A 22,585-nucleotide genomic window follows, 5' to 3' on the forward strand; every position below is an offset into this window, starting at 1 on the left:
TTTGTTCAGTTTTCAAAGGTCTACATTCGTTGTCTCACCAGCGTTGTTAGCGCTCTCTTAGACAACTATTAAATCATATCATCTGAGTCATTCGTTGTCAACAAACTTTTTTAAGTTTTTTAATCACGTTTTTATCAGACGTTGTTCTCTCTCACAAGGGAACTTAAATATATTATCAACAATATCGAGAACGGTCAAGCGCTTTTTATAGAAAAGTATAAAAAAAACGAGTTTTTCAACTCGTTTAATCGTTTTTATTCAGTTTATCGGGCCTAAGTACCATTGCGACCATTCCCGCAAACATCCCGAAGTAGTAGGTTAGAAGCCGCCATATCATCATGGCCAAAACTAATTTACTGCTATTACCAATAAAGTTTGAAAATAATACGCTAAATCCATATTCTGCTCCACCGGCTCCGCCTGGAATTGGAAATAAAGAGATAACCATAAAGATTAAAACATGCAAACACGTAATCATTACGACACTAATTCCAGTTTTTCCTAATGATAGTAAAATGAAATACGGGATTAAATAATAGAATAGTTGTTGAAAGAAAGTAATACCAAACACTTTAGAAAGTAACTTCCATTGTGACTTCATTCGAACACTCTCTTGATAAAAGCTATCCACTTTTTGATCTAATGAGCGTTTCCAATCCTCTAGTCTCTGTCCCTTAACAAACCAACTAATCGGAATAAACACTAATCCAATTAATCGTTTGGTAAAGTTGTGCCAATACATAATCATTAATAAACCAACAATAACAGTTAAATGAATTACGAATCCAAAAAGTACGAACCAAGCCAAAGCTCGAATCTTTTCTTCTAAATAACTGAATCCGATTAAAAGACTGAAAACAAAGTTGATAACTACCATAGACTGAAACACAACAAATTTCATTAATAATACTGAACTTGCTCTTCCTGCTTCAATTCCGCTCTGCATTAATGCCACCAACTGTGCTGGTTGTCCACCGGATGAAAATGGAGTAATCCCATTAAATAGTTGTTCTACCAACGGTATCCGCAATGCATCTTTCCATGATAATCTGTCACCATTACTTTCAACTAACCACTTGGTTGCTACTCCTTCTAACCCAAGATATAGAAGAATACATATTAAAGCACATATCATCCACCATACGTTCAGGTTTAAGACATCATGCCATAAGGTTGCTAAATTAACATTGCGCAATGAAAACGCAAAGATACCAACCCCAACTAATATCATAATGGCTAAAACGAATTTATTTCTTCGTGACATTAGCCTTCCCCCTATTTAACCAATGATGAATAATACTTAAGCCATATTTCTGTTAAATGATCTTCCGAGTATCTGTCAGATGCACTCAACGAGATCGCCTTCATTTGAGCCATTCGGTCTGGATCATTCTTTAGTTCTTTTAACTCTTGATCCATTTGGTCATATCCATCAGTTTTAATATAGTATCCCTCAATAATAGAATGATACAAATCTAGATCACGCAACATAACAGGTGTTCCACAGCTAAATGCTTCCAGAACAGACATTGGGAAAAGCTCATTAAATGATGGTAATAAGAATAAATCAGCGGCATTATAATAGTCTGCCAACTGGTCACGGTCAACAATTCCTGTAAATCTAAGATTTGCGGGTGGATTGTCCACTACTTTTTTAAGATCAGCATATCCATCTGTTAATCGACCAAATGAGAATCCACCTGCCCAAATAAACAACATGTCTGGATTATTTTCAGCTAACTTAATAAAGTCTTTGACGCCTTTACGTTCTTGTACCTGTCCAATCCCAAGAATCGTAAATTGATCTTGGATATTTAACTTAGCCCGTGTCTCTAGTCTCTTTTTATTATCATATTCGCCAAACTCATCTTTACGCACAAAGTTAGGAATATATGTAATCTTATCTTTGGAAATACCATAAGTTTCTAATTTAGGAATAAAAGTTGGGTTAACCACAACAATTCGATCCATTCTCTTATAGAAAGCAATAATGTATTTATAGAAGATCCCTCTAAAAGGTTGTGGGATTTTCAGACTGCCTTCAATTGTCTCTGGCAAGAAATGAACATATCCCACTTTAACTCCACGTTTTTTTGAAAAAGTCGATAAATAAAATGTCGGATCAATCGTATGATAATGACTGATATCTGACTTTGAATACTTATTGATTCGTACTGTAATTTCATTACTTAAATGTGTCTTGAGCAAACGAATAAGTTCTTCGTAAGCACTGCCGACGCCTTGACCCTTTACTTTACTGGCCGACGAAAACATATTAATACTAATTGGCAATGGATTATCCCCCAAAAATTAAGTTAGATCTGAATCTGTTTGTACATCTGTATATGAAGCAATCACGTCTCTATAGAAATCGACAACTCTTTTACCAAAAAAATCAGCTGAAATTTCGTATAGCTTTTGTTCGCGCGGCTTTGGATCATTATACTTATCAGGATTCTCAATATAGTCTTTAATAGCTGAAACTAAATCTGACTCTGTATCAAAGGTCTTACCTAAAGAAACATCGTCTAATAATTCGTCTGTGTATGGACCTGTTTTAGCAACAACTTTGAGTCCCGATGCTAAAGCTTCTATATATGTTAAGCCTTGTGACTCTGAGTCAGAAGCTGAGACAAATAAATCAGCCATTTGATAAAACTGATAAACACGGTCGTTATCAATTTCTCCAGTAAAGCGAACATTAGAACTCAAATTAAGATCCTTAACCTGTGCTTCTAAAGTTTCACGAGCTGGTCCATCCCCAACAATTAACAATTGAGCACTGGGGACTTCTTTTAATACAGCAGGAAAACTACTGATTACTTCCTGAATATTCTTTTCATAAGCCAAACGACTCAAAGAAAGAAGTAACGGAGTTTCGTCTTCATAGCCAAACTTAACCCTCCAGTTAGTATCATCACGCCGTGCATATTTACTAATGTTTACTCCAGTCGGAATGACACGGATTGGAATTTTAACTCCGTAACCTGTAAGAGTATTTAAAACTCTTTCACTAGGAGCAACCACTCCATCCATATGATAAGTGAATCCACGGGTTAATTGTTTAACATGATAAGGCTTAAGGATTTTTCCATTCGCAACATAATGAAGATAGTCTTCGTACATTGTATGATATGTATGAATACATGGTATTTTTAAATTTTTAGCAACAAATTTGCCCATCCAGCCAAGTGAAAACTCGGTTTGAGTATGAACAATATCGAGGTTCAATTCTTTAGCAACTTGCACAGCTTTTAAAAAGCCCGCAACGGCAATTCGACGATCCGTAAAGGATACGAATGGTACGCTGGCGAACCTAAAAATATTTCGTTCATAAACATTCTTGTCGACTTTAGGATCAGTTGTCGTAAAAATATAGACCTGATGTCCCTGTTTCTCTAACTGTTCGCGTAAAGTTTTAATCGATGTAGCTACCCCACTAACTTGTGGAAAGTATGTATCGGTAAAAATTCCAATATTCACGACGAACCTCCTCAGTACTAAAAATTGTATATCCTCAATTATATTGGTTTCAAAATCCTTATGCAAACATGCACGTTATTCTTTGATAAATTGCAATAAAATTTCATTAAACCTGTCTGGTTGTTCTGCCATTGGTAAATGTCCTGCTTGATCGATATGCTTAATTTCTACATTGTTTCCAAATTGCTCTAGTTGATTGGAATCATTAATATCATAAAATGGGCTCTGTTCGCCTAATATAAACAGAACTGGTTTATCAGAATCCTTCAAAACCTGACGCCAATCTTTCAATGAATGGTCCGTCATTAGATCACCATTAGCTCCATTACTAAATGGATGTTCGATGTCTACAGCTTTCGAACGTTTGTAAACCTCGTCATCTAGTCGACTGAAATTAGCGTGTTTCAGTGGCACAGAAATAACATTAAAAAAGTTATCCCTTCTTAAATCCTTAAAACCATAATTCCAGCCATTTTCATGAATCATTTTAGGGGACTGATCGACAATAACCATTTTTTTAAAGAACTGCCATCCCTCATTCTTGGCAATGTTCAAAGCAACCGAACCTCCCATAGAGTTGCCAACTATAATTGGTTGCTTCACTTTCATAAAGCCCAATAGTTCGACCACATCAGTTGCTAGTTTATTAATTCGAATCCCATAATCAACTCGATCTGAGCGACCATGATTACGATAATCCAATGTAATTACTCTGAAGTTCTTTTTGAAATACTCACGTTGTCTAAACCAAATTTCTGTATTGCCACTAAAACCAGTTAAAAAAACTAATGGTTGACCTTCACCAACGTCATCATAATATAAGCTAACTTGGTCTTTTGTTTTAAAAAACATACTTTCCTCCTGAAAACAAAAAAGCTCAGAACAAACTAACGTTTGCCCCGAGCTTATCAACGTTAACTATTTGCCAACGGCTTCGTTAACCATTTTAATAACATCATCATTTGTTTCGGCGTCTGTTACAGCGCGTTCTGCAAGTTTCTTCATGTCATTTGTATCCAACTTCTTCATCAATGAACGTGTCTTCAAAATTGAAGTAGCACTCATTGAGAATTCATCCAAACCAAGTCCCATCAGAATTGGAACAGCAGTTTGATCGCCGGCCATTTCACCACACATACCAGTCCACTTACCTTCTGCATGAGATGCATCAATTGTACGTTTGATCAAACGTAACAATGAAGGGTTATATGGTTGGTACAAGTATGAAACTTTTTCGTTACCACGATCAGCAGCAAATGAATACTGAATCAAATCATTTGTTCCGATACTGAAGAAGTCAACGTACTTAGCCAACTTATCAGCAATAATTGCTGCAGCTGGGATTTCCATCATCATACCTACTTGAATATCGCCAACCTTTTCGCCTGCATCGACCATCTTTTGACGTTCGTCATCATAAATAGCACGAGCCTTCTTGAATTCAGCTACAGTAGCAATCATTGGGAACATGATAGCTAATTTACCAAATGCAGATGCTCGAAGTAATGCACGTAATTGAGTTCTGAATAAGTCAGTACGATCCAAACTAATACGAATAGCACGGTAACCTAAGAATGGGTTCATTTCTTCTGGTAATGGTAGGTAAGGAAGTTCCTTATCTCCACCAATATCCATTGTACGAACAACCACTTGTTTACCGTTCATACCTTCAACAGCCTTCTTGTAAGCTTCGAATTGTTCGTCTTCTGTAGGAAGTTCGCTAGCATTCATGTACAAGAATTCTGAACGGAATAGTCCAACAGCTTCTCCACCGTTATCAATAACTCCTTGTAAATCATCAGGAGTACCAATGTTAGCAGCTAAGTCAAAGTGAACACCGTCTTTTGAAACGGTCTTTTCATCTTTAAGTTTGTCCCATTCAGCTTTTTGAGCTTTAAAGTCAGCAGCTTTTTGTTGATATTCTTTAACTTGATCATCAGAAGGATCGATAATTGCATCCCCTTCAAGACCATCAATAATAAGCATATCTCCAGCTTTAGCTGAACTTGTAGCTTTTTCAGAACCAACGATAGCAGGAATTTCAAGTGTACGTGACATGATAGCTGAATGTGAAGTACGTCCACCAATATCAGTAATGAATCCCTTAACATAACGACGGTCCAATTGAGCTGTATCACTAGGAGTTAAGTCATGAGCAACAATAACTACTTCTGAATCGATTAATGCTGGGTTAGGTAGGTCCACACCAAGCAAATGACTCATAACACGTTTGGTAACGTCGCGGATATCTGCCGCACGTTCTTGCATATAAGCGTTATCTGTCATTGATTCAAACATAGTAATAAAGTTGTCTGTAACTTCTTTAGTAGCTTGTTCAGCATTAACTTTATCGTTTTTGATTTTATCTTCAATATTACCGATTAATTCGGGATCAGATAAAATTGTTAAATGAGCTTCGAAAACTTCAGCTTCTTCATCGCCAAGGTTTTCAGCAGCCTTTTCTTTTATAAGTTTTAATTCTGCTTTTGAAGCATCAAGAGCCTTCTCAAGTCGGGCAGATTCTGCATCAACATCCGTGATAGTCTTCTTATCAAAAGAAAGATCGGGATCAACCAGCATATATGCTTTGGCGATCGCGATCCCATCACTAGCAGCAATACCTTTAAGAGTGCTAGTCATTATTCGGAAAGTCCTTCCTTCTTCATTGTATCTTCAAGTGCTGCGATAGCATCTGCTTCGTCATCACCGTCAGCTGAAATTGTAACGTCAGCGTTTTGGCCAACACCGAGTGACATAACACCCATGATTGACTTCAAGTTAACTGATTTGTCTTTGTAAGTTAATTGGACGTCTGAGTTAAATTTGCTTGCTGATTGTACCAATAAAGTAGCTGGGCGAGCATGAATACCTGTTTCTGCAATTACGTGAAAGTCGCGTTTTTCCATAATAAATCGATCTCCTTCTATATATACATAAAAATTTTAAACTGAAACTGAGTTAGTTATTTGCTAACCTTTTATCAGCCTTTGACAAAAGGATAGCAATTTATAGCTTGTAAAGCAAGCCCTTTCATAAAACTAAACGAATTTAATTGGTATCGTTTTCATTATGCTCAAATCGGTAAACCACTTTTCCTTCACGTCCAGCTTCGCCAATTATTAGCTTACGGTCGGGGAAATCCATTAGTACTGGCTGAAAGGCCATGAATTCATCGGGAGTCACTACTAGTTCACTAATCGTGCCATCCCTCAATTGGTCTAACAGATTTAAATAATCTTTAATTATAATCACTCCCTACTACTCTATAGCTTTATAAAGTATAAATTTTTGTTATATCCATTTTGATATAGATTCAATTTTAACATTTATCACACTAAAAAATAACCACTTCTAAAAAAACATTTACCATTAATAAAACAAAAATCCTTTATTTATCAAGGCTTTAGAAGATAAGGTCAAACTTCTTGCACATTTGGTCAGAGTGAGTATAATATAGTCATGGTCAAAGTTGGTCAAACATTTTTTGACCATCTGCGAACTTTTTAATTTGAAAGGAGACAGCTTATGCTTTGTCAAAATTGTCAAAAGAATGAAGCGACTATTCATCTATATGTAAATATCAATGGACAGCGTGAAAAAATTGACCTTTGTCAAAATTGCTATCAACTTTTAAAGAATCAAAACACTAATTTTAATACAGACGGAGGTGCTCGTATGGCACAAGATCCATTTGGATTTGGTAACCTTGATGATATTTTCCGTGCTATGCAAGAAGGCAACGTTAACCAGTCTCAAGGAAACTTTAATCAGAGCCAGCAGGTTCCACCTACTCAACCAGGTGGCAATGGTGGCAACAATTCAGGTTCCCTACTTGGTCAATACGGATTAAACCTTACTGATCTTGCACGACAAGGCAAAATTGATCCAGTCATTGGACGCGATAAAGAAATTGAACGCGTTATCGAAATCCTTAATAGAAGAACAAAAAATAATCCGGTCCTCATTGGAGAAGCCGGTGTTGGTAAAACTGCTGTAGTTGAAGGATTAGCTCAACGTATTGTTGAAGGATCCGTTCCGCAAAAGTTAACTAACAAGCAAATCGTGCGTTTGGATGTTGTTTCCTTAGTTCAAGGTACTGGTATCCGTGGTCAATTTGAACAACGGATGCAACAACTAATGAAAGAAGTTCAAAGCAATAAAGATATGATCGTCTTTATTGATGAAATTCACGAAATTGTTGGAGCTGGGAACGCTGAAGGCGGAATGGATGCCGGAAACGTTTTGAAGCCTGCCCTTGCGCGTGGTGATTTCCAACTTGTGGGAGCAACAACTTTAAAAGAATACCGTGATATTGAAAAGGATGCTGCCTTAGCAAGACGTCTTCAACCTGTTCAAGTTGATGAACCTAGTGAAGAAGAAGCAATTCAGATTCTGAAAGGAATTCAAAAGAAATACGAAGACTATCATCACGTTCATTACACTGATGCAGCTATTGAAGCAGCTGTTAAATTATCAAAACGTTATATTCAAGATCGTTTCTTACCTGATAAGGCTATCGATTTACTTGATGAAGCCGGTTCAAAGAAGAACTTAACGTTAAATGTTGTTGACCCTGCTTCCATTCAACGCAAAATTGATGCAGCTGAAAAGAGCAAACAAGAATCACTTGATGCTGAAGATTACGAAAAAGCAGCTTACTATCGTGACCGAGTTACTAAATTGGAGAAGAATCGTGATGAGGCAACTCAATCCGCTTCTGCTGTTGAAGTAACTGAAGAAGACATGCAAAAGATTATTGAAAACAAGACTGATATCCCTGTTGGTGAGTTACAACAAAAAGAACAGGAACAGTTACAGAGTCTTGCTCAGAATCTTGAAAGTCATGTGATTGGTCAAGATGATGCTGTCGATAAAGTTTCGCGTGCTATTCGTCGAAATCGAATCGGATTAAACGGTACTGGTCGTCCGATTGGTTCATTCCTCTTTGTTGGCCCTACCGGTGTTGGTAAAACTGAACTTGCTAAGCAATTAGCAAATGAACTCTTTGGTTCGTCAGATTCAATGATTCGTTTTGACATGAGTGAGTACATGGAGCCACATTCAATTTCTAAATTGATTGGTTCACCTCCAGGGTACGTTGGATATGAAGAAGCTGGTCAATTGACAGAACAAGTTCGTCGTCATCCATACAGTCTCATTTTGTTAGATGAAGTTGAAAAAGCTCATCCCGATGTTATGCACATGTTCTTGCAGATTCTGGATGATGGTCGCTTAACTGATTCTCAAGGTCGAACTGTTAGCTTTAAAGACACGATTATTATCATGACTTCTAATGCTGGAACTGGTGACGTGGAAGCTGATGTTGGTTTCGGCGCTGCATCACAAGGTAAAACCCATTCAGTACTTGATAAATTAGGTAACTACTTCAAGCCTGAATTCTTAAACCGGTTTGACGACATTATCGAATTTAGCGCCTTATCAAAAGATAATTTGATGAAGATTGTTGATTTGATGATTGACGACGTTAACAAGATGCTCAACACTCAAGAACTTCACGTTCACGTTACAAAACCGGTTGAAGAAAAATTAGTAGATTTCGGATATGATCCTAAGATGGGTGCTCGTCCACTCCGTCGTGTGATCCAAGAACAGATTGAAGATCGCATTGCTGATTTCTACCTCGATCATCCTGCTGACAAGCGCCTAACCGCTGAGCTACATGATGACCAAATTGAAATCAAGGCTGAAGCCCCTTCAATTACTACTAAAGAAACCAAAGAAAACAAATAATTTCTACAAAAAAAGAGTAACCTTTCTTCTAAACTGAAGTTAGGTTACTCCTTTTTTATTTTCCTAAATATCCGATATACATACCGATTAGTAAAATTACTAAAACAATCGTTGTAATCCATACATAGAGTTGGTCGTGTTCCTTAGCGAACGCATAAATCGAAACAACCACCCGTAAAACTGGGGTTAAAATTAAACAGAAGATTCCAAGCATCACAACTGCATAGGGCTTGAATGCTATAACTCCACTCGTAACAGTGCCGAAACGGTGTGGAAAAATACCATGGGGATAACCTGAACCACCTTGAATTAACCAAAGTGCAATACCCAATACAATAATAATAGCTGAGACAATAACACCGATTTGAAGGATTCTTCCAATCAGAAGTTCAACTTTTTCCATTTCTTCGTTTTCTTTTTGCATTAGATATTCACCCCAAATCCTTTAAGCACCATTTGAGCACCCATGTAAGCTAATACTGGAATAAAAATCAAGCGAATTACTTTAGCTGGTAAGCGTTGCATAATTCTTGTTCCAATTGTCGCACCGACTAAAATACCAATTGCTAATGGTCCAGCAATATTGGCTTGGATTGATCCATTAAAGAAATAAACCATCGCACTAGCTGCGGCAGTAACACCCATCATTAAATTACTTGTGGCACTTGATGGACGTAGCGGCATCTTCATAATCGTATCCATCGCTGTAACCTTGAATACTCCACTACCAATTCCTAACATTCCACTGGCAAGACCAGCACCAAGCATCATAGCAAAACCACCTGGAACTCGTTCAACTGAATAATCAACTTGTCGCTGTTCAACCTTGTCGTAGTAACTACCATTCAACTTTAATTTTTTGGCAATTGGATCATTCTTCTTAGCCATTTGATCTGCAGCTGTTCCACGCATTTTCTTAATCATGTTCCAAACTGAGAAAATTAAAAATGAACCGAACAATATGTACAAAATATCTGGATTAAATAGGCCAGCTAAAATTGCACCCACAATCGCTCCAATTGTAGTTCCCAGTTCCAAAAACATAGCGACTCGCAAATTAAGCAAGTCATCTTTTAAATATGCAATCGTTGCGCCTGAACTGGTTGCAATAACCGAAATGATACTTGCACCAATCGCATACTTAATATCCAATCCCATCATAACTGTCAAAACCGGCGTGATAATAATTCCCCCACCAATTCCTAAAATAGCTCCAAAAACTCCAGCCAAGATACCAACTGTCGCAAGGAGTAAAATTTGATTTACCATTACATCGCTCCCTATCCAAAATAAAAAAGGACCAGATTTTCATCTCATCCTTTTCATTATAACTAAGAACCTGTCTAAATTTCTTTAAAAATTACTTATCTTTTGTTTTTGAACCCTTTTGTTCATCCTGTTTAACTTCTGGTGCATCTGTCTTATATTTGTTCAAAGTAGACTTACCGTGATTCTGCTGAATTAAACTAGTTGGATTCTTCTTTTCAGCTTCTTTGAGTTCTTCCAAAGCATTGGCTTTTTTATAATCATAATCGGCCTTATTAACTTTCTTGAACCAATCTAAATCTGAAAAGCGTAACAAATCGCCATTGATAATCTTATCTGAATTAGTTAACGAGTTATTAACATAATCTTGAATCTTAGCAATTTCTTTCTTTTGTGCTTCTGTTTCGTCAGTAATTTGTTCACCAGTAGCAGTATAGTACAAATCACCGCCATACTTGGTGTACTTCTTAGAAACAAAACCGCCGTCCCGGAATGCCACAATTTGATTAAAGTCCTTAGCAGTCATATCCTGCCCAAACTCAAAGGTTCCTTTAGTTTTAACACCTAGGATATTCATCAAAGTTGGCATAACATCAATTTCACCACCATAATTATGATTAATACCACCCTTTAAGCCAGGAGCATGAATCATAAATGGAACCTTTTGGAACATAGCTAAATTGTAGTTTGTAACTCCTTTGATCCCTAAAATCTTCGCAATCGCAGGTTTATGGTTATTTGAAATACCATAATGATCACCATACAACATCAAAACACTCTTCTTATCTAAGCCAGTCTTCTTAAGGTATTGCATTAATTCCCCAATTGACTGATCTAGATAATGTGCGGTTTGTACGTATGGATCAACAGTTGAATCACCAGTGTCCCATGGTTTAATCGACGTATTCTCTTTCGAAATCAAATAAGGATAATGATTAGAAACCGTAATTAATTTTGCATAGAACGGCTGTGGTAATTGTTCAATATACTGCATCGAATCACGTAAGAAGATCTTGTCCTTCATGCCATAGCCACTGACATACCCCGGCTTAATATCGTAATACTGCTTACTAAAGTAATAATCATAGCCAAATGATTTATATGCATTATCACGATTCCAAAAACTTGGTACATCACCATGGAATGCCGCAGTAGTATATCCTTTTTGTCCTAAAATTGCAGGAGCAGCTTGGAACGTATTGGTTGTTCCATCGGTAACCATTGCAGCCCCTTCTGGCAATCCATAAAGGGAGTTTTCCAACATCATTTCAGCATCAGCAGTTTTACCCTGACCAACCTGATTAAAGAAGTTGTCGAATGATAATGTGTTTTTGTCATGGTATAGTTTATTCAAGTTAGGTGTAATTTCTTTACCCTGCCACTTTTTGTCGATAACAAATTGTTGCAAACTTTCCAAATGAATGACAAAGACATTCTTTCCTTTTTCAACACCTTTGTATTGAATATCCGGACTAACCTTATTTTCATTCAAAAACTTACGGATTGGCTTAAGCTGTGAACTCTTAGCCTCTTTTTTCTTATTACTATTTTGATAAGTCTTAATCCCATCATAAAGTGTATATGACTGTAACCCCAAATATTTAACAATGTAGTTATTATCAAAGGTACGTGTTAATAATCCTGATCGATTACTGTAAGCCATCCCTAAGTTGGCACCTAAAACCGCAATTGATAATAATGACACTACACCAGCATTCAAAAGTTTGAACTTTGAAGTATCAATCTTAATAAACCGAGTCGCCAATAAAATGATCACAACCACAACGTCTAAAAAGACTAAAAAGTCGGTACCACGCATGATACCCATAAGACTTTTTCCAAGATTATCGGAAGCAGAACCTGATCCTTTAATTAAATTAAAGGTAATGAAGTCAGAGAATTCTCGATAATATAAAATATTAGAAAATAACCAGGTCGATAAAATAGCATCCATGATAATCATATACCAATACGACCATTTACCACGGAAATATAACCCAATTCCAAACAGTAAAATTGCAAAGCCAAGTGGACTGAGTACAAGAATCAGTTCCTGCATATTACCTTGGACTCCTAAATTAAACTTTGTCTGATAAGCAATTACAGACTTAATCCAAAACAGACCGGTAATTAATAAGAAGAATCCAAACTTAGTATTGAGACCAGCTCGGATATTTTGCCACAGTTGTTTCATTGTGTTCCCCCATCAAAACATCTTTCTATAACGTAAACTACATTAGTTTACCTAAATTTTGCAATATTAAACAGTTCTGCAACTAATTCTTAAGCAGTTTTTACGCTTTGATTATAGTTTAGCGGTCAATTTAATATCTGGATACTTATCTTGGAACCAACGTTCAGCAAATTGATTCTCAAATAAGAAGAGCGGTTGTTCAAATCTATCGCGAACTAGAATATTTCTTGACGAAGACATCTTTTCGTCCAATTGTTCTGGATCAATCCATCTTGCAGTCTTCTTACCCATTGGTTCCATGACTACTTCAGAATTGTATTCATTTTGCATTCTAAATTGGAAAACCTCAAATTGGAGTTGTCCGACTGCACCAAGAATATAGTCTCCTGTTGAATATGCGGTATAAAGCTGGACAGCTCCCTCTTGAACAAGCTGTTGGATTCCTTTATGGAATGACTTTTGCTTCATAACATTCTTAGCTGAAACACGCATAAATAGTTCAGGTGTAAATTGTGGTAACTTTTCAAATTGTAAACCATGCTTACCTGAGTAAATTGTATCTCCAATTTGGAAGTTTCCTGTATCGTACAACCCAACAATATCACCAGCAACAGCAGTTTCTACAGTTTCACGTGTGTCTGCCATAAACTGCGTTGAATTAGATAAACGCAATGCTTTACCTGTTCGATTCAAAGTAACATCCATGCCACGGTCAAACTCACCGGAACAAATTCTAAGGAAAGCAATTCGGTCACGGTGATTAGGATTCATATTAGCTTGAATTTTAAAGACAAATCCCGAGAATTGATCAGACACTGGTTCAATCTCTTCCCCTGCTTCATCTTTATGTTCTGAAGGTTTCGGTGCAAATTCAAGATACGCATCCAAGAATGTTTTGACACCAAAGTTAGTTAAAGCTGAACCGAAGAAAACTGGAGTTAAATCACCAGTTGCAATTTTGTCGGCATCAAATTGATTACCAGCTTCTTTCATCAATTGAACTTCCATAATGGCATCTTCAAAAACACTATCTTCTAATTCCGTTGTCTTTTCAACCGGTTCACCATTTTCGTCAAGTTTAATAAAGCTTGGTTCATCAGTATGTAATTCAATCCGGTTATTATATATATCGTATAAACCAGCTAAGCCTTTACCCATTCCGATTGGCCAGTTCATTGGATAAGCATCAATACCTAATACTTCTTCTAATTCGTTAACCAAATCAAGTGGTTCGCGTCCATCACGATCCAACTTATTGATAAATGTAAAAATTGGAATACCACGCATCTTACAAATTTGGAATAACTTTTTAGTCTGTGGTTCAATACCCTTTGCAGAATCAATCACCATGACAGCTGAATCCACCGCCATCAGTGTTCGATAAGTATCTTCAGAAAAGTCCTCATGTCCAGGAGTATCTAGAATATTGATCCGTTTACCCGCATAATCGAACTGCATAACAGAACTAGTAACGGAAATCCCACGTTTCTTTTCAATTTCCATCCAGTCAGATTTTGCAAAGTTACCTGTTTTACGAGCCTTAACAGTACCTGCTTCACGCACAACACCACCAAATAAAAGTAGTTGTTCTGTGATAGTTGTCTTACCAGCATCCGGATGGGAAATGATGGCAAAGGTTCTTCTTTTGTTAACTTCTGTTGCTAATTGTTTTTGGTCCATGTAATTACCTTTCGTTTGTAAAAATAGTTCCGTCAAAAAAATAAGATTGGAGCAAACCGAAGTTTAATTCCAATCTCACGTGATTATTTATTATCTTCGCCAGCTAGTCCAAGATCTTTTTTAATCTTAGTAGTTGAAATTCCTTCAGTTCTTGGCAAGTAAACAACCTTGCAATAGTCAGATAAGAAGTCGAATTGTCCCTTCCAATCATCACCCATTACAAAGATATCAATGTTATGTTCCTTAACATCGCTGATTTTTTGATCCCAACCTTCTTCAGGAATCACTTCGTCAACATATTTAATTGCTTCCAAAATATACTTACGATCTTCAAATGAGGTATAAGCTTTTTTGCCTTTTAAGGCGTTAAATTCATCAGTTGAAACACAAACGGTTAAATGATCACCAAGTGCTTTTGCACGTTTCAATAAACGGATATGACCCTTGTGTAATAGATCAAATGTTCCATAAGTAATTACTCGTGTCAATTGAATATCTCCTAAAAATTATTTAACCCTATGATATTACCATAAAACCACTAAATTCTCCAATTATTCCTTTGGATTGGAGTTCACTTTTTCTTGGATTGTGGTCCGATTTAAACGCCAGATGTGTAGTCCAAAATTAACCAGTACTTTTACAATTGCATACGTTGGAACTGCTAAAATCATCCCAAAGATTCCTGCAATTTTACCCGCTGCTAATAACAGCATAATAATCGTAAGCGGATGAATTTGTAGTGACTTACCAATAACGTTGGGATAAACCAAGTTTCCATCAACTTGTTGGACAATCAAAACCACAATAATCACGTACACGATTTGCATTGGTGACTTTGAAATAGCAACAAGTAATGATGGAAAAATTCCAAAGTATGGTCCAACGTATGGGATAATGTTACAAATTCCAGCAATTACGCCTAGCAACATTCCATAAGGCTGCCCAATAATCATATAACCAATAATAGTGAACGTTCCAACAAACAGGCATTCAATTACTTGTCCACCAATATATGAAGATAAGGTTTCGCTCATAGCTCCAAATAAATTAACAACATTCTCTCGATTTCTTTTAGGAATTGCTTTTGAAACAGTTGGCGTAAGTTTATAACCATCTTTCAACATATAGAACAAAATAACTGGTACTGTAATCACAATAATCGTTACATTAGTCAAGGTTGAAATAATCGTACCCAAGCTAGTAGTCATGCTACTCAGGAATTTCTCTGCATAACTCCCCAATTGGCTATTGATTTGTTTGATATATGGATCTAAATCAACATTTTTAAACCAGGAATTGTTTAGTAACTTAGGCATTTCATCTTGTAAACTGCTAACAATTTTAGGCAAGTTGCTAAGCAAATCTGTAATTTGTCCAATCAATCCTGGTACAAAGGATCCAATTGTAAAGGCAATCAATCCTAAGAATCCCAAAAAGACAATCACCACTGCAAACGTTCTTGAAATTTTGAAGTTTTTAATCTTAACTCGCATCAACAATTTTACCAGTGGATTTAACATGTAGTATAAGAACATTGCTAATATCAGCGGTATAAATACAGTGCTAATGAATGTTCCAATCGGACTGAACAAAAAGTTTATTTTGGTACATACATATATAAGAGTTGCAGCAATCAACAGCTCTACTGACCAGAACATCAGCGGTGATTTGCGTAACTTTTCAAACATTTAATTCCTCCTGAGTTTAAAGAAAACGAGCCAGAAAGCTCTGGCCCGTTTACTGAGTATTATTGCGTTTTGCCAGTTCTAGGTACCGGTTATACCAAATATTGATAAACTCTGTCGAGAAAGGTCCTTTTTTTTGATCAATCCAATCCGTTACTTCGCGTACGCTTTGCAATGCGATTTCAATTGTATCTTTCGGATAATTCCATCTACGACTAAATTCTTCAAATTCATCAACGTCTAATAGACGCCGGTCCCCATTCGGAAACACCTTTACATCTAAATCATAATCTACATATTTAAGAGCTTCACGATCTAGTACATATGGTGATGCAATATTGCAATAGTGTGAAATACCATTGTTTCGAATCATTGTAACAACGTTAAACCATTCTTTTTTATTAAAGAATACTAAAGCTGGTTCTCGTGTCATCCATCTTCTTCCATCATCCTCAATAACTAAAGTATGATCATTACATCCGATGAACTCATCCGCACTATTTTTTAAAACCATCGTATCACACCACGTTCGGTGCAAACTGCCATCATGCTTATAGCTTTTTATCGCAACATACTCACCCTCGCGCGGTCCACTCGAATGTCGAGACATAGCTAAAGCCTACTTTCCATTGAAAGTTTTTATATTCAATGGTTATTATACCAAAACCAACATGAAAAGTTTGTAATTTATTATTTATTTAAATTCTCCATTTATTAATCTGTTATAAAGATTCATAGTTTCAATTTTTAACTTCATTTTGTCATTACTAAAATTACTCATCATAATTACAGCTTGCTTGCCATCGTTAGAAACTACCGATGCAACTTCTCCACCATATCCACGACCATGACCAGTAATATAATCACCACGATGATACATACCCCCAGCATATTGTGAACCGGTTGCCAAGTCAGCTAGTTCATGATTAGTCTTAGCTGAAACAACCCTATTTTGTAATACTCCAGAAGTTAATTTGTACAAATCGCCTGCGCTCATAACTAGATTTCCAGTTCCTAACTCACCAAATTGATTAGCACTCTTCTCATTGATTGGCATAGAATAATCTGGAAAAACTTTCTTAGATTCGCCCTGAGTATAGTTAGTAGAAAAGTAAGGAATAGCATCCGGCGCAAATACGAAACCAGATCCTTTAAACTTAAACAAATTCTGTATATAGGTATTGTACAACTGATAATATGTACGATTAGTTACTTTCATTAGGATTCCGGCTAAAATGTTGTAGTTTACTTCTTGATAGCTCCACCTACCAAGTTCACCGTCATTTACTAAATGTTGGATCTTCCAGTCAACAATATCCTGTGGACTCATAGGTCTTGGAATTTGATTTGCTAATTTTAACCCACTAGTCATATTTAACAAATTAGAAATCTTGATATTCTTAGAGTTACTAATTTGTGGATAATATTTGCTTAATGAGTCACTCAATTTTATTTTATGGTCTTGCACAAGTTTCATCACCATTTGAGCTGTTACCATTTTTTGAATTGATAAAATCTGATATTGTGATTTACTTGTGTTAACTGCCTTTAGTTTGTAATTAGCATAACCGTATCCATGTTGATAAATTATATTATTATTACTAGCAATTAGCACTGTGCCAATAAAATGATTTTGTTTTAGTTCTAATGAAATTTTTTTCTCAATGACTTTTTCTTTTTTTGTTAAGGGTTTTTGTTTCAAATCATATTTCAGTGGTTGTCGATCCGTCAACTCAACAGTTTTAGAAACCTTCTTGGGCTTTATCTTTCCACTCTTACTGTCGCTAATATGATTTGTGTCACCAATTGATAATGGCTTAAAGACCATTATTCCAACGGTTCCAACACAAAAAATAAAAATAATACCTAATACAGCAATTAACCCCTTATATCCCTTTTTCAATACTAATCCCCCGGATCATATATTACTATTCATTAATTTTAGTTTGTAAGAAACGATCAATGACATCAATCTGAAATCCCTTATTGAACAAAGCTTGCTTTGTTTTAAGCTTTCTCTTTTTTAAATCCCAGCGTCGGTTTCGATTCCATATCTTATCGCCCATCACCTGGATCTTTTCTAACTCATCTTCAGTACTACTTTCAGGCAATTTTTCGATAACACTACTTATTATATCCGAATTAAAGCCTTTTGCTAGTAAATTTTGCCGAATTTTTTGTTGCATTCCTCTTTGTGATTCACGTTGATAGTGACGGATTAATTTTTCGGATACTCTTAGTGCGAGCTCTTCTTCATTGTTACTAGCCATTTGTGCTAGAGCATCAGCAATTAAATTATCAGAGATGCCCTTTTGTTTCAGTTTCTGTGTGATTATTTTAGGACCTTTATCTGAGGTGTTCATCATCGTTCGTACAAAGCTATCCGCGTACGTAGCATCATTAATCAGATTTTGTTGAATTAAACGTTGAACTACTTCATCTTGAACATCAACTGAATATTCCAAGTCTCGTAGCTTATGACGCACTTCTAGTTCAGTCCTTAACTGGCCCGTTAAATAGTCCAGTGAACGAGAATAAGCTCTTGCAATTCCTTCATAAGCCTCAATATCTGCTTTGAATTTTGTATCAACTTCCGTTCCTCTACCCAGTTGAAAATGGATTAAAGTCTCTTCACTAACTGGAAATGCATACTGTTCATCTAAGAAAATATTATATCGTCCAGCACGCTTCTGAGCCTGAATCATAGTTATCTTTGGAACTTTTTGATCTGCCATTTAATAAAACATCCCTTTTTTGATATACTTAGTAAAATTAATTATGAAAGAAGTGTGCATATGCCAACCGCAAAAGTTGTTTTTGCTACAATCACTGGTAATAATGAAGACTGTGCCGATATCATTACAGAAGCACTTGAAGATCTCGGCGTTGAAGTCGATCAATCTGAAATCTCACAAACCGACGCCGCAGAGTTTAAAGACTATGATATTAATGTCGTAGTGCCCTACACTTACGATGAAGGTAATCTACCAGAAGAAGGACTAGATTTCTTTGCCGACTTACAAGAGCTTGACCTATCTGGAAAAGTGTTTGGGGTTGCCGGTTCTGGTGACGTATTCTATGAAGAATTCTACTGTGTTGCTGTTGATAAATTTAACCAAGCCTTTCAAAGGACCGGTGCAACTCAGGGTGCTGAAAACGTCAAAATCAATTTAGCACCAGAATCAGAAGAAGACCTAGACAAACTTGATAGCTTCGCCAGTGAATTATTAAATAGCTTCAATAAATAAGCAAACGAATCTCGTTTAACTATGAGATTCGTTTTTTGTTTGGAACCATTTTTGAATAGCTGACAAAATATATTCAGCAGCGTGTCCGTCGCCGTAAGGATTCTTAGCTTGCGCCATCTGATCATAAACAGCTTTATTATCGAGTAGTGTAGTCATTGTTTCAGTAACAACTTCTGAATCTGTTCCGACTAGTTTCAATGTCCCAGCTTTAATACCTTCCGGACGTTCCGTCGTATCTCTTAGTACTAAAACTGGCTTACCTAATGATGGTGCCTCTTCTTGAACGCCACCGGAATCAGTCATAATCAAATAGCTCTTAGCCGCCAGATTATGAAAATCAACTACATCTAGTGGATCTGTTAAATGAATACGAGAGTCGTCTTTAAAGATTTCATGGGCTAAATCTTGAACAACTGGATTCAAATGAACTGGGAAAATTGCTTCAACATCATCGTGTTGGTCAACCACTTTACGAATGGCCTTAAAAACCCGTTCCATGGGTTCTCCCTGATTTTCTCGGCGATGCATGGTGACTAATACAACCCTACTCCTTGGATCAATCTGATCCATCAAATCATGATGGTAACTTTTACTAACAGTTGTCTTCAAAGCATCAATTGCTGTATTGCCAGTTACATAGATATTGTTTTCAGCGTGATTTTGTTTCAGTAAATTAGACTTGCTAACCTCTGTAGGCGCAAAATAAATATCACTGAGCACATCTGTCATTTGGCGATTCATTTCTTCAGGAAATGGTGAATACTTATTCCAAGTACGAAGTCCTGCTTCAACGTGACCAATAGCTATCTGATGATAAAAAGCACTTAAACTTGCAGCAAATGTGGTAGTCGTATCACCATGAACTAAGATTAAATCAGGTTCCTCTTGTTCTAAAATTGGATCTAAACCACTTAACACGCGATTAGTAATCTGACTAAGCGTTTGTGACTTAGCCATAATGTTTAAATCAAAATCAGGTTTGATTTCAAAAATATTCATGACTTGGTCTAACATTTCGCGATGCTGTCCAGTTACGACAGTGATTGATTCAAATTGATCACTCTTTTCAAGAGCTTTAACCACTGGCGCCATTTTAATTGCTTCTGGTCGTGTACCGAAAATACTCATCACTCTAATTTTACGCATTTATTTGCTCCTCGCTTTTTACAATAGTATAAATTATACCGCATTTGGCTTAATCTGCTAACCTTTGATTCTTTCCTGGCACACCTGTAATATGCTAATATGGTGCTACTAAAACAGAACGGAGGTCTTTTTACTATGACATTCAACTTAAATAAAAATTTAGAAAAATACGCTGATTTAATCACTCATGTTGGTGTTAATATCCAACCAGGCCAATCAGTTATTCTATACGCTTCAATCACTCAAAAAAAGTTAGCCAATCTGATTACAGCTTCAGCTTATAAGCTAGGTGCTGCGGAAGTGTTACTCGAGTGGGATGACTCATTTACTACCAAGCAGTTTTTACAAAATGCACCGCTAGATAAACTAAAAGATACGCCCAATTATATTAAACAAAAATGGCAAGAACTAGCTAATCAACGTTATTCAAGAATAAGTCTAATTTCTGACGATCCAAATGCCTTATCAGAGGTACCAACTGAACGCGTAGCCGCCTTCCAATCTGCACAAGGCACAGCTAGACGACCAATTATGCAAGTTACTACCAATAATGATATTAGCTGGTTAGTGGTAGCTGCCGCTGATACTGATTGGGCTAAACGTGTCTTTCCAAACCTTCACGGAGAAGAAGCCGTTAATTGTTTATGGGAACAAATCTTTAAAACAACTCTAGTAGATCAAGATGACCCAATCAAAGCATGGCAAGATAAAGTTCAAGACTTAAGTCAACACGCTGACTGGTTAAACAAACAACGCTTTGATGCTTTAAAGTATAGTGCACCTGGAACAGACCTTACAGTGGGATTACCAGTCGGACATATCTGGGAAGCTGCTGATTCAAAAGACTCAAGTGGTAATACTTTTGTCGCTAATATCCCAACTGAGGAAGTATTTACTGCTCCCGACAATCGTCGTATTAATGGCGTTGTTTCATCCACTAGGCCACTTGGTTACAACGGAACTATTATTGAAAATATGAAAATAACCTTTGAAAATGGTCGTGTTACAGATGCAACCGCTGAAACTGGATCTGATGTTCTACAACACCTATTAGAAACAGATTCTGGTGCTAAATCATTAGGTGAGGTTTCATTAGTTCCCGATAACTCACCTATTTCTCAATCTAACATTGTTTTCTTTAATACTTTATTCGATGAAAATGCATCAGACCACATGGCGTTTGGTGAAGCATATCCGTTTACCATTGAAGGTGGAACTAAATGGGATGCGGAGACCCTAATGAACCATGGGATGAATGTTAGTCAGACACACGTTGATTTCATGATTGGGTCCAACAAAATGAATATTGATGGTATTAAATCTGATGGGTCTATTATTCCAATTTTTAGAAATGGTAACTGGGCTAAATAGCTAATCATAACTTTACATGAATCTATTTTAATGGGAAAATGATTCATGTTGTTAAGTCTCCGTGGCTCAACTGGATAGAGCAATCGCCTCCTAAGCGATAGGTTGTGAGTTCGATTCTCACCGGGGACATATAGATAGTATCTAAAGCAGTGATCATTTCACAAAAGTTCAAGTAGCTTGAAATCTAAAGTAATTATTCCAAACAGTTACCTACTGGATCTTCCTAGTCGTCGAGAAAGTAATAAGAAATTACCTAGATTTAGACAATCATATAAATTAGGAAGACATCGAGCTTTGTCAGATTTATATATTAGCTATATACAAAAGTATTCAATAAGAAATTTAAAAAGTCATAAATATTATAATAATCAGGCTGCTCTAACAAAAATAATACAATTTTTATACAAAAATATAGACTCCAGTTACGACTTAATTGCTATTATTTCTACTGAATATCCTGGTACCAGTAAACAAAGAAATGAAGATTTACATGATACTATCTTTAAAATAAAGAATACCAATAATGGTATTAATCTGGTCAAGTCAACTATTTATACTAGACATGTAACTTCCAAAACCAGTTTGAAAACATTCTTCAATAACTCTAATCCTGTTTACATTAGAAGGAACCCCTTAATAATAGTGACCACTGGAAAATGATTTTTATTTGTAAAATAAACTAACTAAGCTATAGGAGTAGATAACTCGACGGGGTTGTCTACTCCATTTTTTAGTTTAAAGTGGATGTGAAGTAAAGGCCG

General features: G+C 36.4%; 20 protein-coding genes and 1 tRNA gene. 4 read left to right on the forward strand and 17 right to left on the reverse strand.

All coding sequences use genetic code 11. From position 1 onward, the window contains the following. Window positions 1-244: 244 nt before the first annotated feature. The 7 genes from IV88_RS06695 to IV88_RS06725 all read right to left on the reverse strand — a co-directional run bounded on the left by IV88_RS06695 (window position 245) and on the right by IV88_RS06725 (window position 6,735). Window positions 245-1,264: a lysylphosphatidylglycerol synthase transmembrane domain-containing protein gene (locus tag IV88_RS06695; RefSeq protein WP_057800019.1), complete on the reverse strand. Its 1,020-nt coding sequence runs from the start codon at window positions 1,262-1,264 to the stop codon at window positions 245-247. An 11-nt stretch (window positions 1,265-1,275) separates the two neighbouring features. After that, window positions 1,276-2,292: a glycosyltransferase family 4 protein gene (locus IV88_RS06700; protein ID WP_057800020.1), complete on the reverse strand. Its 1,017-nt coding sequence runs from the start codon at window positions 2,290-2,292 to the stop codon at window positions 1,276-1,278. Window positions 2,293-2,310: 18 nt separating this feature from the next. Then, a complete protein-coding gene (locus IV88_RS06705; protein WP_057800022.1) occupies window positions 2,311-3,483 on the reverse strand; it encodes a glycosyltransferase family 4 protein in 1,173 nt (390 codons plus the stop codon). A 75-nt stretch (window positions 3,484-3,558) separates the two neighbouring features. Next, window positions 3,559-4,335, reverse strand: coding sequence for an alpha/beta fold hydrolase (locus tag IV88_RS06710; protein ID WP_057800024.1), 777 nt, complete (start codon window positions 4,333-4,335; stop codon window positions 3,559-3,561). A gap of 66 nt (window positions 4,336-4,401) precedes the next feature. Beyond that, window positions 4,402-6,123, reverse strand: a complete 1,722-nt coding sequence (gene ptsP, locus IV88_RS06715) for a phosphoenolpyruvate--protein phosphotransferase (RefSeq protein ID WP_057800026.1) — start codon at window positions 6,121-6,123, stop codon at window positions 4,402-4,404. Further along, window positions 6,123-6,389 carry a phosphocarrier protein HPr gene (locus IV88_RS06720; RefSeq protein WP_057800028.1) on the reverse strand — a complete coding sequence of 89 codons (267 nt, stop codon included), beginning with the start codon at window positions 6,387-6,389 and terminating at the stop codon, window positions 6,123-6,125. The genes ptsP and IV88_RS06720 overlap by 1 nt, the downstream gene beginning before the upstream one ends. A gap of 142 nt (window positions 6,390-6,531) precedes the next feature. Next, window positions 6,532-6,735, reverse strand: a complete 204-nt coding sequence (locus IV88_RS06725) for a hypothetical protein (RefSeq protein ID WP_210726819.1) — start codon at window positions 6,733-6,735, stop codon at window positions 6,532-6,534. Between the two features lie 273 nt (window positions 6,736-7,008). Between IV88_RS06725 and IV88_RS06730 the strand changes: the two genes are divergently transcribed. Continuing rightward, window positions 7,009-9,234 carry an ATP-dependent Clp protease ATP-binding subunit gene (locus IV88_RS06730; RefSeq protein WP_057800030.1) on the forward strand — a complete coding sequence of 742 codons (2,226 nt, stop codon included), beginning with the start codon at window positions 7,009-7,011 and terminating at the stop codon, window positions 9,232-9,234. Between the two features lie 55 nt (window positions 9,235-9,289). Here the strand turns inward: IV88_RS06730 and IV88_RS06735 are convergent, their stop codons facing one another. From IV88_RS06735 to recX, 9 genes are all read right to left on the reverse strand, one after another. Continuing rightward, window positions 9,290-9,658 (reverse strand): DUF1634 domain-containing protein, encoded by a 369-nt coding sequence (locus IV88_RS06735; RefSeq protein ID WP_057800031.1) that lies wholly within the window; start codon window positions 9,656-9,658, stop codon window positions 9,290-9,292. Next, on the reverse strand, window positions 9,658-10,503 hold the full coding sequence (locus tag IV88_RS06740) for a sulfite exporter TauE/SafE family protein (RefSeq protein ID WP_057800033.1): 846 nt from the start codon (window positions 10,501-10,503) through the stop codon (window positions 9,658-9,660). Before IV88_RS06740 ends, IV88_RS06735 begins: the two co-directional genes overlap by 1 nt. A gap of 91 nt (window positions 10,504-10,594) precedes the next feature. Then, entirely contained in the window at window positions 10,595-12,694 is a 2,100-nt protein-coding gene (locus IV88_RS06745; protein ID WP_057800036.1) for an LTA synthase family protein, read from the reverse strand. A gap of 111 nt (window positions 12,695-12,805) precedes the next feature. Further along, a complete protein-coding gene (locus tag IV88_RS06750; protein WP_057800038.1) occupies window positions 12,806-14,374 on the reverse strand; it encodes a peptide chain release factor 3 in 1,569 nt (522 codons plus the stop codon). A gap of 83 nt (window positions 14,375-14,457) precedes the next feature. After that, window positions 14,458-14,862, reverse strand: coding sequence for a glycerol-3-phosphate cytidylyltransferase (gene tagD, locus IV88_RS06755; protein WP_057800040.1), 405 nt, complete (start codon window positions 14,860-14,862; stop codon window positions 14,458-14,460). Between the two features lie 63 nt (window positions 14,863-14,925). Continuing rightward, window positions 14,926-16,062: an AI-2E family transporter gene (locus IV88_RS06760; protein ID WP_057800042.1), complete on the reverse strand. Its 1,137-nt coding sequence runs from the start codon at window positions 16,060-16,062 to the stop codon at window positions 14,926-14,928. A 49-nt stretch (window positions 16,063-16,111) separates the two neighbouring features. Beyond that, a complete protein-coding gene (locus IV88_RS06765; protein WP_057800044.1) occupies window positions 16,112-16,669 on the reverse strand; it encodes a DUF402 domain-containing protein in 558 nt (185 codons plus the stop codon). A gap of 84 nt (window positions 16,670-16,753) precedes the next feature. Next, window positions 16,754-17,962 (reverse strand): serine hydrolase domain-containing protein, encoded by a 1,209-nt coding sequence (locus tag IV88_RS06770; RefSeq protein WP_057800045.1) that lies wholly within the window; start codon window positions 17,960-17,962, stop codon window positions 16,754-16,756. A gap of 25 nt (window positions 17,963-17,987) precedes the next feature. Next, complete coding sequence (gene recX, locus IV88_RS06775) at window positions 17,988-18,794, reverse strand: recombination regulator RecX (RefSeq protein ID WP_057800047.1); 807 nt, start codon at window positions 18,792-18,794, stop codon at window positions 17,988-17,990. A gap of 60 nt (window positions 18,795-18,854) precedes the next feature. Here recX and IV88_RS06780 point away from each other — a divergent pair, with 60 nt between their 5' ends. Further along, window positions 18,855-19,307 carry a flavodoxin gene (locus IV88_RS06780; protein WP_057800049.1) on the forward strand — a complete coding sequence of 151 codons (453 nt, stop codon included), beginning with the start codon at window positions 18,855-18,857 and terminating at the stop codon, window positions 19,305-19,307. A gap of 15 nt (window positions 19,308-19,322) precedes the next feature. Here IV88_RS06780 and wecB read toward each other — a convergent pair whose 3' ends face one another. Continuing rightward, entirely contained in the window at window positions 19,323-20,453 is a 1,131-nt protein-coding gene (wecB, locus tag IV88_RS06785; RefSeq protein ID WP_057800051.1) for a non-hydrolyzing UDP-N-acetylglucosamine 2-epimerase, read from the reverse strand. 135 nt (window positions 20,454-20,588) lie between these two features. On the opposite strand from wecB, the gene IV88_RS06790 reads away from it, so the two are divergent. Further along, window positions 20,589-21,824, forward strand: a complete 1,236-nt coding sequence (locus IV88_RS06790; RefSeq protein ID WP_057800053.1) for an aminopeptidase — start codon at window positions 20,589-20,591, stop codon at window positions 21,822-21,824. Window positions 21,825-21,879: 55 nt separating this feature from the next. Then, a tRNA-Arg gene (locus tag IV88_RS06795) sits at window positions 21,880-21,953 on the forward strand. Window positions 21,954-22,585 lie beyond the last annotated feature (632 nt).

This window comes from Pediococcus argentinicus (genome assembly GCF_001437605.1).
In the GTDB taxonomy this organism is placed as follows: Bacteria; Bacillota; Bacilli; order Lactobacillales; family Lactobacillaceae; genus Pediococcus; species Pediococcus argentinicus.